This window comes from Actinokineospora xionganensis, assembly GCF_014323725.1.
GTDB classification, from domain to species: Bacteria; Actinomycetota; Actinomycetes; order Mycobacteriales; family Pseudonocardiaceae; genus Actinokineospora; species Actinokineospora xionganensis.
This window is the reverse complement of record NZ_JABVED010000006.1, coordinates 52865-67701: the sequence shown is the minus strand read 5'-3', so window position 1 is coordinate 67701 and position 14837 is coordinate 52865. Positions and strand designations below refer to the sequence as shown.

The following is a 14837-nucleotide window of genomic DNA, read 5'->3' as shown; positions in this document are numbered from 1 at the left end:
GTCGTCCCGGTCAGCACGGACATCCGTTGGTGTCCCCGGGAGACCGCCCACCGCGGGTGAAGGAGACCTCGAACGGTGACGTTCGAGGAGGTCCTGTGCTCGCGCCATCAGCTGCTCTGGCCGCTCCAGTCGAGTCCGTCGGATCGCCGGGGCTGTGGTTCATCAGCATCGCGGTCCTGCTGGGGTTGCTCGTAGCGGACTTCGCGGTCACCCGCCGCCCGCATGAGGTGTCCATGCGCGAGGCCGTCGGATGGTCGGCGTTCTACCTGATGCTGCCGGTGCTGTTCGGGCTGTGGTTGTGGGTCGACTTCGGCAGCGACCAAGGGCTGGAATTCATCACCGGATTCGTGGTGGAGAAGTCCCTGTCGGTGGACAACCTGTTCGTCTTCATGCTGCTGCTCACCGCCTTCGCCGTTCCGCCCGCTGTCCAGCAACGCGTGCTGCTCTACGGCATCGTCGGTGCCCTGGCCCTTCGGGGAATCTTCATCGCCGCGGGCGCCGCGCTGCTTTCGGCGGGAACCTGGGCTTTCCTGGTCTTCGGCATGATCCTGTTCGCCTCGGCGGTGAAGATCCTGCACGAGGCACTGACCGGCCCGGCCGAAGACCGCGACATCTCCCGCATGCGCTCGGTGCGGCTGCTGCGCAGGCTGATGCCGGTCACCGAGGACTACAGCGGCGCCCGGCTGACCGTCCGCGACAACGGGCGCCGCGCGCTCACCCCGCTGGCGGTCGTGGTCGTGGCGGTCTTCGCCACCGACGTGGTCTTCGCTGTCGACTCCGTCCCAGCGGTCTACGGCATCACCGAAGACGCCTATCTCGTCTTCGCCACCAACGCGTTCGCTCTGCTCGGTCTCCGTGCGCTGTACTTCGTGCTGCACTCCGCGCTGGCCAAGCTCGTCCACCTCAACCACGGCCTGGCGATCATCCTCGCCTTCATCGGCGTGAAGCTGGTGTTGCACTGGGCCCACGGTGTCTGGCCGGGCGTCCCGCAGATTCCGACGCCGATCTCCCTGCTGGTGATCATCGCGGTCCTGGTGACCGTGACCGTGACCAGCCTGCGTTCCTCGCGCCGCGCCGCTGACCGCGGTGGGGGAGCGCCCAGTGAGCGGGCTGCCGCAGTGAGGAGGTGAACGATGCCCGCCGATCTCATTCTCAACTTTTTGATCGACTTCTTGCTCGCCGTGCTGATCCTCATATCGTTGGTGATCACCTGCGGGGCCATGCTCCCGCCGCGACGACACCGGGGCCCGCATTCGTGAGTGACCCCGCGGTGAGCCCACGACCCGCGGGCTCCCTCCGCGGGGCGTGGTGGAACTGCTCCAGCACTCCAATGTGGACGGTCGGATCGGGTCACCGCGGGCCGTGCAGGCGCTCAACCAGGCTCACCACGTTCACTATCTGGAATGTGGGCTCGGTCGACGCGCGCTTGGTTGCCGCGCCGCCGATATGCTGGGGCCGTGCAGTCGACGGACACGCTCGCCTCGGGGACCGATGCTCAGGTGACGCGTTCGGCGGGCTCGCTGCCGGAGCAGCCAAGTTCCTATGTGGGCCGCCGCGAGGAGACGCAGGAGGTCAAACGGCTGCTGGGCGTGTCGCGGCTGGTGACGCTGACCGGCCCGGGCGGCGTCGGCAAGACCCGGTTGGCCACGCAGGCCGCGCGCCTGGTGCGGGGCGCCTTCGCCGACGGCGCGGTGTTCGTCAGCCTGGCCGAACTGGCGGATCCGGAGCTGCTGGTCAGCACGGTCTCCGCGGCCCTGGGGTTGGGCAACCAGTCCGCGCGCTCTCCGGTCGAGCAACTGGTCGAGCAGCTGCGGCGACGCCGGATGCTGGTGGTGCTGGACAACTGCGAGCACCTCCAGCCCGCGTGCGCGGCTCTTGCGCACGCGCTGATCGTCGGCTGCCCGAAGCTGGTGCTACTGGCCACCAGCAGGCAGTCGCTCGGGGTCGACGGTGAACGGGTGCTGACGGTGCCGCCGCTGGGCGTGCCCGCCGACACCCCGGATCTGGGCGACTCCGACTCCGTGCGGTTGCTCGTGGAGCGCGCGGCCGCCGTGGTGCCGGGGTTCGCGCTCACGCCGGACAACGCGGACGACGTGCGACGCGTGTGCCAGTCCCTGGAGGGCGTCCCGCTGGCCATCGAGCTGGCCGCGGTCCGGCTGCGGTCGTTGTCGGTGGGTCAGCTGGCGGATCGGCTCGACGAGCGGTTCACCCTGCTCACCGCGGGCAGGCGCACCGGTCCGCAACGGCACGGCACGCTGCGGGCGCTGCTCGACTGGAGCCGTGAACTCTGCACCGAGCAGGAGCGGCTGCTGTGGGCCCGGGCGACGGTGTTCGCGGGCAGTTTCGACCTGCGCGCCGCTGAGGCGGTCTGCGCCGGAGCCGGTCTGCCCGCCGCCGAGGTGCTGGACACACTCGACGGCCTGCTGGACAAGTCGATTCTGCAGCGTGGGGAGCACGGCGGCACCGCCCGCTACCGAATGCTGGAAATGGTGCGGCAATACGGCCAGGAACTGCTGTCCCCCGAGGACCTGCGAGCCCTTCGGCTCCGGCATCGGGACTACTACCTGTCGATCGCGCAGCGGTTCGAGGTCGAATGGTTCGGCCCGGGTCAGCACGCCTGGCTTGAGCGGCTGCGCACCGAGCACGCGAACCTCGGCGCGGCGATGGACTTCAGCGCGACCTCGTGCGACGAGGCGACCCGGGGTCTGCGGCTGCTGAACGCGGCCACGCAGTACTGGTTCACCCGGGGCCTGCTCGTCGAGGCGCGGCACCGGTACGCCGTGCTGCTCAAGGCCGCGCCGGACGACGCACCCGACCGGGCGGGTGGCTTGTGGATGTCGGCGTTCCTGGCGCTGCTGCACCAGGACCGGTCGGCCTACCACGAGCTGATCGAGCAGGCCGAGAAGGCCGCCGAGGTGTCTGGCGAGGCGACGGCGATGACCTACGTCCGCTTGGTGCGCGCCTACGTCCCTTTCTTCGACAACGACCTGCCGCTCGCGGCCGAACTGTTCGGCGCCGCGGCGCGTGGGTTCGCGGCCGCGGGCGACATCTACGGCGAGCTGTGGGCGCTGCGCCACCACGGTCTGGCCCTCGCCGTCAGTGGCGACCTCGAAGGCGGCAGGCAGGTGTTGGCGGGGGTCGAGCGGCGCCACGCCGACCAGGGCGAGGTCATGTGGCGGTCGTGGGCGCTCTACATGTGGGGTGCGACTGAATACCTGGTCGGCGACTACCAGCGCGCCCTGGAGCTGAGCCGCCAAGCGCTGCGCACCCAGGGCCCTGATGGCAACAGGTTGCTGATCGCGCTCATCTTCAGCGTCATCACCGCCTGCCAGGTGCGTACCGGAAGGCTGCGGGAGGCTGTCCGCCTGGCGGGCGCCGCGGGCACTCTGTGGCGTGAGGTCGGTGGGGATCCGACGTCCTACGCGATCTTCGCCGACCACGTCGCCGACAACACCCGCATCGTCGCCCAGCAACTCGGCCAGGACACCATCGGCGAGGAGCTCAGCCGCGGCGCCCGACTCGCGCCCGCCGAGGCCATCGCCCTCGCGCTCGATGAGAAATCAGCCGTCCGGCCCGCGGGCCGATCGGCGACCGGTCCGCTCACCAAGCGGGAGACCGAGATCGCCGACCTCGTCGCCGAGGGCCTGACAAACCAGGAGATCGCCGACCGCCTGGTGATCTCCCGCCGCACCGCGGAGACCCACGTCGACCACATCCTGACCAAGCTGGAGTTGCACAACCGCGCGCAGATCGCCTCCTGGGTCGTCGCCCGCAGGTCGCCGTCCGAACACGACTGACGCCTGGCGATCGGCCCGCTGTCGAGGGCTCTTATGGGGTATTCACGCGTCCGTGGATGCGACAGGTCACCCGGATCCCGCACGGAGTGGTGATACCGGTGGAGTTGCATGGGCTATTCGGGTTCGTCGCCAAGCGGATGGAAGTTCCAGCCGATCGGCTGGAACTGCGGAATTCGGGACAACCCGCATCGGGGCGGACCGGAATACGCGAATTCCCCATGCCTGGCAGGACCGGCAACCACCGACTGGAGATCGAAGATCACACTGTCGATCCTGCTCCAGCGCAGCCTGAAGCGTCCTACCACTGTTGCCAAGGGGCGCGACGCACGTAAGCTCGGATGCGAGGATTGCTCAAAGTCGGACAGTGTTCGCTGGAAAGACGGTGCTCTCCGGTGAATTCGTCCAGCGGATAAGCCTCGTTTGAGTGATACCGGCAACCGTGCCGCGTGCCAGGTTCGGTATTGCCCTATACATTCCTTATGGCCACACGTATCGAACAGGCGCCCGGTACGCCCTATCACCTGCAGGCGAAGACAGCGGCGTACCGCTGGTGGAAACCTCTGCTCGCACTGGTGCTTGTGTCCGTGGTGTTCGTGCTCGGCCAACTCCTGAGCCTGGTGCTCCAGGTGATGTTCGGTCTGCCGGAAGGGTCGCTGCCCTGGGGCATGCTGCCCCTGGTCGCCGGGCTGGCCTTGACCCTCGTCCCCGGGGTCATGCTGATCGCCCGAGTCGTCGACCGCCGGCCCGGCGGCACCGTCTCCAGCGTCCTCGGCCGGATTCGCCTGCCGTGGCTGGGCTGGTGCCTCCTGATCGCGGCGCTGACGCTCGTCGCGAACCTCCTGATCAGGGGCGAGGCTCTCGAATGGTCGTCCGTCACGCCACTCAAACTGGCCCCGGTGCTCGTCTACCTCCCGTTCATCGTGTTTCAGGCCGCCGGGGAGGAGTACGTCTTTCGCGGTCTGCTCATCCAGTCCTTCGCCTCATGGTTCCGTACCCCCTGGATCGGTGCGCTGATCTCCACCGCGCTGTTCGGCCTCGCCCACGACTACAGCGATCCGATGATCATCGCCGAGTTCGTCGTGTTCTCCCTGACCCTGGTCTGGATCACCCTGCGCACCGGCGGTCTCGAAGCCGCCGTCGCCTACCACTCCATCAACAACCTGCTCGCCCTCACCGTGAGCCTGATGAGCGGCGTCCACACCGAGCAGGGCGCCACCCAGAGCACGCCACGGGAAATGATCGTGACCATCGGCGGCCATCTCGCATTCGCCGCGCTCATCACCTGGCTCGCCGCGCGCAAGGACATCACTGGAACGTCTTCACCCGCAATCGACCAGGGCCTCCGTGACCCCCGACGCTGACGACCTCCGCGGACCCGCCGCCCGCCGCGACGAGACCGCGGGTGGTGCCAGCCCCAGCCCGCTGCCGCCGCGGCTATGTGACTTCTCCGCGCGGTAGAACCGGTCGAACAGGTGCGGCCAGTCCTCGGCCGCGATTCCCGGGCCGTCTTCGACGACCTAGACCCGGATGTCACTGTGTCCGGTGTGGACGGTGACGGTGCCGTGGCCGCCCGACTGGCAGTGCCAGTGCTCGGCTATCCGCTTGAGACGGTGCTCTCCGAGAAGGCAAGCACAGCGATCGCTCTTGGTGAGGCCAACACCAGGGTTTGAGACTATGCCGATCTGTACACACTCACTGGCAGGCACACCATTGGCTGCGCCATGATGCGTGCCGCGCTCCGGGCGACCGCCTCACACCGAGGTGTGACCCTGCAACCGCTATCAGCGGTCATCGGCGACCTCGCCACGATCCGACAGAGTCCCTATCAAGCCTTTCGACGGACGCCTCGGCCCCGACGGCTCCCATTTGCCCGCGGATCTGGGAGAGGTCCTCGCCGCGGTCATCAGGTTGGTCGACTCATCGACGATACCGAAACGGCCACCGCCTGGAACCCGACGACGCGATCATGGCGTTGAAACTCGTGCGGGAAGCGCTATCCAACGCAGGCGCGCGCAGAGATTGCGACCGGATCCGGGAAGCGCACAGGCACACCTCGGATCATGTTATTCGCGACAGGTGGTGGCAATCGTGGCCGCTCACGTCCAGCCCGATCGCGTCGGCCATGTCGGGTTGCCGCTGCGGGCCGCCCCGGTGAGGACTCGATCAAGTCCCGCGTCTGAGAAGCGTGGGTGTCACGTGGCGGTGAGTGGCACTGATCGCATGCGTCATCCAGTCAGGGGCAGGGCGGGTCGTAGGGCAGATCACCGAAGTGTTCGGCCCATTCGATATCGGTCAGGGTGGTACCCGCGGTGGCGCAGATGCGGTCGGCGGCGGCCGCGGCGTCCGTGGTCCAGGTGTGGAATGTGTGCGGTCCGGTGGACAGGATCGTCTGCCCGTCCGCGGCGAAGGTGGCGCCGCCCCGCCCGCGGCCCGCGAGTGTGGCTGTCGGGAGCGGTGTGCGTGGGTTGGCGATGTCCCAGAGTCGAGTCGTGCCGTCGCCGCCGGTGGTGAGCAGGGTGCGGCCGTCGGGGCTGATGTCCGGGGCGGAGACGGCGCCGGAGTGTCCGGTGAGGACGGTGCGGTTCATGGTGGTGAGATCCCAGACCCGGATGGTCCAGTCGTAGCTCGTGCTGATCAGTGTCCGCTCGTCCGGGGTGAACCGGAGGCCGACGACCGCCTCGGTGTGGTCGCCGTGGTGCGCCGTCTGTCTGGGTGCGGCGGGGTCGGTCATGTCCCACAGCCGGACGCCGCCGCTGGTGTCGGCGGTGGCCATGGTCTTGCCGTCCGCGGTGAACGCGATCGCGTTGATGTCGTCGAAGTCGTCGGCGAGGGTGGCGATCCTGTTGGGCGCGTGTGGATCGCGGATGTCCCAGATGATCGCCAGCCCCAGGTTGTCCCCGGTCACCATCAGTTTGCCGCCGGGGGCGAAGGCGACCGTGTTCGCGTCGGGAATGTCCCGTCGGGACAGTGGCAGCGGGGCGTGGGGGTCGCGGATATCCCACAGCACGACACCCGCGCCGTAGTCGATCGTGGCCAGCGACGCGCGGTCGGTGCTGATCGCGGTGGCGCCCATGGCCCGGCGGATCGGAACCGGCGGAGTCCGCCCGAGGTAGCGGTGCCGGGTCGGGTCGGCGATGTCCCAGAGGTGCGCGCTCGTCGTTCCCGTGGTCACGGCCAACAGACGGTCACGATCAACCGTCAGGCCGCGGATGGCGTCGTCGCGGACCGCGATTCGGGCGAGCGGGTCGGGCCACAGGTGGAACGCGCCGTTCATGCCACCCGCGATCAGACTCGAACCGTCGTGGGTGAAGGCCACGCTGGGTACGCGCCGGGGGTGCGGAAGCCGAGCCAGTTCCGTGCCTGTTCGGGTGTCCCACAGCCGGACCGCCCGGTCGTTGGAGCTGGTGGCCAAGACCGTCGAATCCGGGCTGAACACGGACTCCCACACCTGGCTGCCCACGCCGAGGCGAACCGCGGGCCCGGGTACTCGGCCCGCGTCCAGCTCGTGCAGCCAGACCTCGTAGCCGGTGTCGCTTATGGCTATGCGGTGTCCGTCCGGGCTGAACGCGACCCGCCGCAGGTGATCGCCGCCATGTCGGTCGGCTGCGATCCGAGTCGCGGTGGCGATGTCCCACAGCGCGTACCGGCCGTCTCCGCCGCCGGTGAGCAGCGTGGCGCCGTCCGGACTGAGCGCGACCGCGGTCCCCACGCCAGCGCGGTAGTCAGTCGGGTGGATCGTGGCGATAGGGTGACCTGGCTCGCTCAGCCGCCACACCCGCGCCGTGCTGTCCGCGCGCGTGGTCGTCGCCAGCAGGCCGCCGTCGGCGCTGAAACCGGCATCGGCGGTGCCGCGGCTGGGGAAGGACGCGACTTCGGTCGGCGGTCCTGCGACGTTCCAGAGCCGGGCGCCGTCGCGGTCGACGACCAGCAGTTCGCTCGGGAATCCGGGCCGGAAGGCGACCCGCGGAACGCGACCGGACGCCGGGACCTTGCCGAGCGGACGTGTGGGCCGAGGCTGGGTCAGGTCCCAGAGCTGTACGTCGCCGTCGGCCGCGCTGATCGCCAGCAGCCTGCCGTCCGAACTGGGGGCCACGGACCGCACCCAGTCACCGCCGGTGCTGTACCGGGACGGCAACGGTGAGGCCGAGCTGAGCACCGCGCCGCGCGATTCCAGGGTGTCGGACAGGCGGTGGGCGGCGAGCGCGAGCTGCGCGGCCAGTGCCGGGTCGGATTCGCGCAGGCCGGCGGCGCGCCCGGCCACCCGCTGCGACACGGCGGCGTCGAGGCTGCGCGCGGCTCGGTCGCCTTGCCAGAGCGCGACGCCGGTCGCCGCGACCGCCAGCACGACCAGCACGCTCAGCGACGCGACCAGCCTGCGCAGCCTGCGGATCCCGCGCCGCCGTTCCCGGGTGCTCTCGGCGAGGAAAGCCCGTTCGACGGGGGTCAGCTCGTCGGGATGGTCAGCCGACCACGCCGTGGCGACCGCGAGGGATGCGCCTTGGTAGAGGGCATCGTGGCCGTGGCCCCGCTCCTCCCACGCCTCGGCGGCCTCGGCGAGCCGCTGTTGTACGTGCAGTCCGGCGCGGTCGGCCTCGATCCAGTCCCGCAGCCGCGGCCACGCGCTGAGCAGTGCCTCGTGGGTGATCTCGACCCCGCCGCTGTCGGTGGTCAGCAGCCGCGCGCGCACGAACTCCGCGACGACCGCCCCCAGGGTCGCGCCGGGCAGGTGCCGGGACAGCTGGTCCATGCTCGCCCGGCGGCGGGTCTGGCCCGCGTCGCGGCCCACCTGAACAAGCCTGAGCAACAAGCGCCGCGCGGTGTCCTTGCCGTCGTCATCGAACTTGGCGTAGACGCGTTCGGCGGTCGCGGCGACAGCGGCACGCAGGCCGCCGGTGCGCCGGTAGCCCGCGACGGTGAGGACCGCGCCTTCACGGTTCTGCCAAGTCGTCAGCAGCGCGTGGGCGAGCAGCGGCAACGCGCCTGGCTCGTAGGAATCGGTGCCGTCCGGGTCGACCCCGAGGTCGCTGAGCAGCACCTCCACCAATCCTGGTTCCCAACCGAGCCCGGCCAGCACGGCGGGGCGGGTGATCGCGGTCCGCAAGTCATCGGAACTCATCGGGCCCAGGGCGACCTGCCCCTCGCGCAACGAGCGCGCCAAGCCGGGGTGGGCGAGCATCCTGCCGTAGAAGTCGGCGCGTACCCCGAGCACCACCGGGCCCCGCCGCGCCAATGCGCATACCTCGTCGAGGAAACCCTGCCGCACGGCGTTGTCCTGGCAGAGGGCGAACGCCTCCTCGAACTGGTCGATCACCAGGACGAACCGGTTGTCATCGACCTGAGCGAGGCCGCGCTTCAGCGCCGCGGGCGGATCCGAGGTCGGGGTGCAGACCACCACCGGCCACTCCCGGGCACCGGGCCGGGGCAGCACGCCGCGAGCCAGAGCAGGCAGCAGCCCCGCCCGCAGCAGGGACGACTTTCCGGCCCCGGACGGCGCGACCACCGTGACCGGCACGCCCTTGTCCAGGCAGTCGGCCATCCGCTCGACCAGTTCGGCCACGGCCGACTCCCGGCCGAAGAACCAGCGGGCGTCCTCCGCGGTGAAGGCGGCCAGGCCCCGGAACGGGCACAGACCGGAATCCGGCGTGCCCGCCTGACTGGGGATCGCCACCGCGGCGGGTATCAACGCGGCCAGCGCGCCGCCCGTCTCCAATGCCTCGTCGCAGTACCGGGCGATGTCCGCGTTGGGCGGCTTCTCCCCGTTCTCCAGCTTGCTCAGGTAGCCCTTGCTGTAGTGCACCAGCCGCGCGAGACCGGACAGCGACAACTCACGCTTGGTCCGCCACCGCCGAAGCTCCTCGCCGAACGAGGCGCCGACCGGCTCGTCGACGCCGTGACCAGGCGTTTCCCATGGTTTCCCGCTCATCGGGAGACGGTCAACCCCTTCCAGTGGGCCCTGGTGGGCTCTGATGCTTCTTGTGACGCCCGATGAGCGGAACGTTACGACAGCGGATGAGTCCACGCGGGTGTCGACGAACAACAAACCCACCATCGAAGGACAAGCGATCCCCATGAACATGCGGACCAGGCTCATCGCGACCATCGCGACCACAGCCATTGCTCTCACCGGCGTCGCCACCGGCACGGCGACCGCGGCGCCCGCGACCGAGCCCTCGTTGTCGAACCCGCTCGACATCGAGGGATGGGTCCGCGAGGGGCGGTACCCGAACAACATCCAGTGCACGGCGACCGGAGTCTGGTACGTGGCCACCTCCGCCGCGGCGGCGTTCGACTGCAGGCCGGTGGCGGGCACGGACGAGCGGGATCTCTATCTCTACTACCGCGACGTCGCCGTGCGTGCTCTCTCGGTTGGACTGGAGGAATCGACCGCACTGAGCGAGGCCACCGCGACCGGTTGGATCGACGTGCTGAAGCAGTTGCTGAAAGGCGCGGGCTCGTACTGGGACGACTGCGTCAACGCGGTATGGCGAGGGCTCGTGGCCTTCAAGAACTGGTTCAACGGTCTGTCCGACTGGCTGAAGGAAGCGATCTTCGAGATCGGCTGGTCAAGCGTGGGGGAGCTCTTCAACGACCTCTGGGAGTACCTCAACAGTCGAGTCAAAGCCTGACAATCCAAGTCACCAAGATCGGCCGCGCCCCGTACGGGACGCGGCCGATCGCGTCCCCGGGGTGAAGCCGCTTCGGCCCTGCCGGTTGATATGGCGCAACTGCGCCCACCGCGCCGCGCTGTGAACTGGGCCCCGGAGCTGGATCGGGTAACCCTCGTCGGCAGCACAGCCATCCCCACGGTGGCCGCCACCACCGCGAGCGCGCCGACGACTCCACGCAGTCCGGAACCCATCTGCCGCGACTGGTCACGCGGCGAGCACGCGGGACACGGTCGGCACGCCCAGTCTGCATGCCCCGCGGTGTGGGGCGCAGGCGGCGCCGGGCCACTACCTGATCGAGCACCAGTTCGACACCATTCTGCTGACCGAGGAAGGTTGTCGTCGCTTCGATGGCGAGAAGGAGAAGCAGACCAAGTTTCTGTCCGGCGAGTTGCTGATCCCGTGGAAGGCCGCCGTTCGCGCAGCCTTCGACGAGAAGACCAACGAGCAGGTCGCGTGCGAGTTCGGAGTTAGCGAGCAGTTCGCCCAGATGCGGATGGCTGGCGCACGCGTGTTCGCCCGGAACGCCCTGGCCAGGCAGCGCCGGGGGTACTCGCCCACGTGGCAGCGATGTACTCGTGGGTTGTAGCAGTGGGCCAGGATGCGGATTCGCCGTAGGTGGCTTCCGGCCGCTGGCCGCGATGTGCTCCCGTCTGGTTCGCGGCCGGAATTGCAGGTCGGGCGATGTGGATCATCTCGTGCACTCGGCTTGCATTCTCGGGCTCGTCTCGGGCGCAAGTTAGTCCATAAGGGACAGACGGCGGCGGTGGGTACGATCCCCGTGAAACAACAAATCCCCAGGTCAACATAGAAGTTGACCTGGGGATTGGTGGTGCGCCGCCAGGGACTCGAACCCCGAACCCGCTGGTTAAGAGCCAGCTGCTCTGCCAGTTGAGCTAGCGACGCTCGCGGGATGTTCTCCCGCTCTGACGGGAGAAAAGTTAGCACAGGGTGTCCCTCCGGAAGAAATCGGGGGGTAGGTCTCAGGTTGGTCAGAGTTGGACCGGAAGGCCGCTCCGGTCGGGCACACTGTGTTCCAGAGGTCGGGGCCCGTTTGTGAGCAGGATGGAAGGTCGGTATGACCAGGGGAGGACGTGCGCCGCTACTCGGTGTGCGGGTCGTCGCGGCGGTAGTTGCTGTCGTGGCGTTCGCGGCGGGGTGCACGGTGACCGCACCGGCCGCGCAGACTGAGGGGCCCTCCGGTGAGGCGACGCTCACATCGGAGGTGTCCACCACGCCTTCCGCGCCGCTCGCGCTGGCGTTGACGCCCGCGGATAAGGCGGCCGACGTGGCGCCGGGCGAGCCGGTCACCGTGGCCGCGACCGGTGGGACGGTCACCGAGGTGCTCCTCAAGGGCCAGGACGGCAAGCAGGTCGCGGGCGCGCTCGCTGCCGACGGCAAGTCGTGGACTTCGTCGGAGAAGCTGGGGTACGGCAAGACATACACGCTCGCCGCCACCGGCAAGGACCCCGCGGGCGCCGCGGTGACGTCCGCGTCGACGTTCACCACGGCCAAGGCGAAGCGGCAGACCGCGCTGTCGATGAACCCGCTCGACGGGCAGAAGGTCGGTGTGGGCCAGCCGTTCGCGTTCTACTTCGACGCGAACATCGCCGACAAGGCGGCCGTGGAGAAGGCGATCAAGATCACCGCGACGCCGGAGACCGAGGGCGCGTTCTACTGGTTCGGCGAGAAGGAAGTCCACTGGCGCCCCAAGGAGTACTGGAAGGCGGGCACCACGGTCACGGTCGACGCGGCTGTCTACGGCAGACACTTCGGCAACGGTGTCTTCGGCCGTGAGGACCGCAAGGCGACCGTCACCATCGGCGACTCCGTAGTCGCGGTGGCCGACGGCGCCACCCACCAGATGACGGTGACGGTCAACGGCGCCGTGGCGCGCACGATCGCGATCTCGATGGGCAAGAAGGCACACGAGACGCCCGTCGGCACCTACGTGGTCATGAGCGAGCACACCAACTACACGATGGACTCCTCGACGTACGGTGTCCCGGTCGACTCCTCGGCGGGGTACCGGACGAAGGTCGCGGTGGCCAGCCGGATGTCGAACAGCGGCATCTTCTACCACTCGGCCCCGTGGTCGCTGCGCGATCAGGGCGTCCGCAACGTCAGCCACGGCTGCATCAACATGTCCACGGAGAACGCCGCCTGGCTGCAGAGCATCTCCAACAAGGGCGACGTCATCACCGTGCAGAACACCGGCGGCCCGGTGCTGGAGCCATGGGACGGCCTCAGCGTGTGGCAGATCCCTTGGGAGACCTGGAAAGCGGGCGGCAAACGCTAGCGGCTCGCAACCCGGATCTCCTCGGGGCCCACGGTGACGATGTCGCCAGGGTGCACCTGCCTGCCGCGCCGGTGTTCGGGTTCGCCGTTCACCGCGACCTCGTCGGCGTCGAGGAGGTTCTTGGCGTGGGTGCCGTCGTCGGCCAGGCCGGCAAGCTTGAGCAGCTGGCCGAGCCTGATCATGTCGTCTTTGATCTCGATGTCCCGCATCCGCTAATCATCGCGCGGACGTGGCAGCGCCCCCACCCGGGACCAGGTGGGGGCGCTGCCGGTCACCGGACTACAGGGCTCCGGTGTACTGCTGGATCCAGCTGCGGAACGCGGGGACGTCGGTGTAGATCGACGGGGCCACCGCGCACTGCGATCCGCCACCGGAGCGGCTGGTGGCGCCGATGAGCTGCCACACGCCATTCACGGCCTTGATCTGCGGACCACCTGAGTCGCCGTAGCAGGCGCCCGAGTTGTTGTTGGGGTTGTCGGTGCAGATCTCGATGGATCCACTGATCCCGCTGCACTCGTTGTCGGCGACGATCGACGTGTCGAGCTGCTGCAGGGTCACCGGGGCGCCGCAGGCTCCCCGGATCGGGCAGGTCTGACCCCACCCGATGATGCGGGTGCGGGTGCCGACGGCGCCCGACGCACTGGCGATCGCCACCGGTGCCTGGCTGACGCTGGTGCTGAGCTGGACCAGCGCGATATCGTACGGGCCCCGGTAGCTCGGGTGGATGATGACGCGCGACGCCCGGGCGACGCTTCCGCCACTGGTGCGGTTGGTCGTCCCGATGCGCGCCTGGATGCTGCTGGCGGATTTGCCCGAGACGCAGTGGGCGGCGGTCACGACCCAGTTGGCCTTGATCAGCGAGCCGCCGCAGAAGTGGCCGCCGCTGGTGGACTGCAGGGACACCATGAAGCTGTAGGTCTGGGTGGCGTTGCCACCACCCACGATCATCGGGCTGACGTCGTCAGCGGACGCCGTGGCGCCGGACCCGGCCACCATCGCGGCGGCCGCCATGAGTCCGACTAGCAGGGAACGAACCTTCATGAGGTGCTTCTCCTTTCGTGCCGGTCCCTCGACCCGGCAACAAGGAGAAACTAGGTATAAGTCGACCCTGTTGAACACCCACAGGAGGTAATCACCAGTTACCAACAGCGATTTCCCGGTTACCAGTTGTGGCCAGTGGGTTCGCGTCGGTGACTCGCTCGGCTGGTAGTGGGCTTTTCGGGGCTTGGTCGGCACCTTTGGTGGCTGGTGGCTCCCTTTGGGTGACGAGGGTGCAGGGGGAACTGCAGGGACAAGTGCCAAGAGCAACCCAACCGGCCTGCGTCGGGGATGGTGCCTGATCGGAACGTGGGTGACCGGCTCTGATGGCATGTCCCGGGCGGTTGGGTGGGGCCGGCAGGCAGGGTTGGGGAGGGTCACTGATCGCACCGGGTCCAGCTGGGGTGGCTGGGTGGCTCTGTTGGCCCGGCCTGGCGGGCGAGGGCAGCTGACCCGGCGACCGTCCGGGGTGCGCTGGGTGGGGGTTGCCTGGCCCAGCATGGCTGGGAAGAGTCACTGATCCCACTGTTGGCGACCAGCGTTTGGCGATCATCCCGTTGTGCGCGGCGCGAGCCCCGTTGATCGGACAGGGCTGGTGTGGCCACCGATCGCACCGCGGGCGGCGTCGTGCCTACCGGTTACACACCCGATGCGCGCGGCGCGAGCCCCGTTGATCGGACAGGGCTGGTGTGGCCACCGATCGCACCGCGGGCGGCGTCGTGCCTACCGGTTACACACCCGATGCGCGCGGCGCGAGCCCCGTTGATCGGACAGGGCTGGTGTGGCCACCGATCGCACCGCGGGCGGCGTCGTGCCTACCGGTTACACACCCGATGCGCGCGGCGCGAGCCCCGTTGATCGGACAGGGCTGGTGTGGCCACCGATCGCACCGCGGGCGGCGTCGTGCCTACCGGTTACACACCCGATGCGCGCGGCGCGAGCCCCGTTGATCGGACAGGGCTGGTGTGGCCACCGATCGCACCGCGGGCGGCGTCGTGCCTACCGGTTACACACCCGATGCGCGCGGCGCGAGCCCCG

General features: G+C 69.0%; 10 protein-coding genes, 1 tRNA gene and 1 pseudogene. 7 read left to right on the top strand and 5 right to left on the bottom strand.

All coding sequences use genetic code 11. From position 1 onward, the window contains the following. Nucleotides 1–95 precede the first annotated feature (95 nt). The 4 genes from GPZ80_RS12430 (at nucleotide 96) to GPZ80_RS12420 (ending at nucleotide 5158) form a co-directional block, all read left to right on the top strand. Entirely contained in the window at nucleotides 96–1130 is a 1035-nt protein-coding gene (locus GPZ80_RS12430; RefSeq protein WP_187220486.1) for a TerC/Alx family metal homeostasis membrane protein, read from the top strand. A gap of 3 nt (nucleotides 1131–1133) precedes the next feature. Further along, nucleotides 1134–1259: a hypothetical protein gene (locus GPZ80_RS33335; protein WP_281401230.1), complete on the top strand. Its 126-nt coding sequence runs from the start codon at nucleotides 1134–1136 to the stop codon at nucleotides 1257–1259. 198 nt (nucleotides 1260–1457) lie between these two features. Next, nucleotides 1458–3797: an ATP-binding protein gene (locus tag GPZ80_RS12425; RefSeq protein WP_312880278.1), complete on the top strand. Its 2340-nt coding sequence runs from the start codon at nucleotides 1458–1460 to the stop codon at nucleotides 3795–3797. A 479-nt stretch (nucleotides 3798–4276) separates the two neighbouring features. Next, the gene (locus tag GPZ80_RS12420; protein ID WP_187220484.1) at nucleotides 4277–5158 is read left to right on the top strand and encodes a CPBP family intramembrane glutamic endopeptidase; all 882 of its coding nucleotides are present in this window, start codon (nucleotides 4277–4279) and stop codon (nucleotides 5156–5158) included. On the opposite strand, the pseudogene GPZ80_RS12415 reads toward GPZ80_RS12420, so the two are convergent. Then, a pseudogene (locus GPZ80_RS12415) lies at nucleotides 5117–5299 on the bottom strand (two-component sensor histidine kinase); the annotation flags it as partial. The gene GPZ80_RS12420 and the pseudogene GPZ80_RS12415 overlap by 42 nt on opposite strands. A 731-nt stretch (nucleotides 5300–6030) precedes the next feature. Next, the gene (locus tag GPZ80_RS12410) at nucleotides 6031–9720 is read right to left on the bottom strand and encodes an nSTAND1 domain-containing NTPase (protein ID WP_187220483.1); all 3690 of its coding nucleotides are present in this window, start codon (nucleotides 9718–9720) and stop codon (nucleotides 6031–6033) included. A gap of 145 nt (nucleotides 9721–9865) precedes the next feature. On the opposite strand from GPZ80_RS12410, the gene GPZ80_RS12405 reads away from it, so the two are divergent. Then, nucleotides 9866–10423: a hypothetical protein gene (locus tag GPZ80_RS12405; RefSeq protein ID WP_187220482.1), complete on the top strand. Its 558-nt coding sequence runs from the start codon at nucleotides 9866–9868 to the stop codon at nucleotides 10421–10423. A 286-nt stretch (nucleotides 10424–10709) separates the two neighbouring features. Then, on the top strand, nucleotides 10710–11051 hold the full coding sequence (locus tag GPZ80_RS12400; RefSeq protein ID WP_187220683.1) for an ImmA/IrrE family metallo-endopeptidase: 342 nt from the start codon (nucleotides 10710–10712) through the stop codon (nucleotides 11049–11051). Nucleotides 11052–11292: 241 nt separating this feature from the next. Here GPZ80_RS12400 and GPZ80_RS12395 read toward each other — a convergent pair. Next, nucleotides 11293–11368, bottom strand: a tRNA-Lys gene (locus tag GPZ80_RS12395). Between the two features lie 172 nt (nucleotides 11369–11540). Here GPZ80_RS12395 and GPZ80_RS12390 point away from each other — a divergent pair. Then, a complete protein-coding gene (locus tag GPZ80_RS12390) occupies nucleotides 11541–12761 on the top strand; it encodes a L,D-transpeptidase (protein WP_187220481.1) in 1221 nt (406 codons plus the stop codon). Here the strand turns inward: GPZ80_RS12390 and GPZ80_RS12385 are convergent. Together GPZ80_RS12385 and GPZ80_RS12380 are read right to left on the bottom strand one after the other, a co-directional pair. Then, entirely contained in the window at nucleotides 12758–12970 is a 213-nt protein-coding gene (locus tag GPZ80_RS12385; RefSeq protein WP_187220480.1) for an RNA-binding S4 domain-containing protein, read from the bottom strand. The two genes, GPZ80_RS12390 and GPZ80_RS12385, sit on opposite strands and share 4 nt — an antisense overlap. Nucleotides 12971–13040: 70 nt before the next feature. Beyond that, nucleotides 13041–13802: a S1 family peptidase gene (locus GPZ80_RS12380; RefSeq protein WP_187220479.1), complete on the bottom strand. Its 762-nt coding sequence runs from the start codon at nucleotides 13800–13802 to the stop codon at nucleotides 13041–13043. Nucleotides 13803–14837 lie beyond the last annotated feature (1035 nt).

Excerpts from the sequence above, each read along its gene's own strand:
- GPZ80_RS33335 (WP_281401230.1), top strand. The coding sequence starts at position 1,134 with ATGCCCGCCGATCTCATTCTCAACTTTTTGATCGACTTCTTGCTCGCC.
- GPZ80_RS12420 (WP_187220484.1), top strand. The coding sequence starts at position 4,277 with ATGGCCACACGTATCGAACAGGCGCCCGGTACGCCCTATCACCTGCAG.
- GPZ80_RS12410 (WP_187220483.1), bottom strand. The coding sequence starts at position 9,720 with ATGAGCGGGAAACCATGGGAAACGCCTGGTCACGGCGTCGACGAGCCG.
- GPZ80_RS12405 (WP_187220482.1), top strand. The coding sequence starts at position 9,866 with ATGAACATGCGGACCAGGCTCATCGCGACCATCGCGACCACAGCCATT.
- GPZ80_RS12390 (WP_187220481.1), top strand. The coding sequence starts at position 11,541 with ATGACCAGGGGAGGACGTGCGCCGCTACTCGGTGTGCGGGTCGTCGCG.
- GPZ80_RS12385 (WP_187220480.1), bottom strand. The coding sequence starts at position 12,970 with ATGCGGGACATCGAGATCAAAGACGACATGATCAGGCTCGGCCAGCTG.
- GPZ80_RS12380 (WP_187220479.1), bottom strand. The coding sequence starts at position 13,802 with ATGAAGGTTCGTTCCCTGCTAGTCGGACTCATGGCGGCCGCCGCGATG.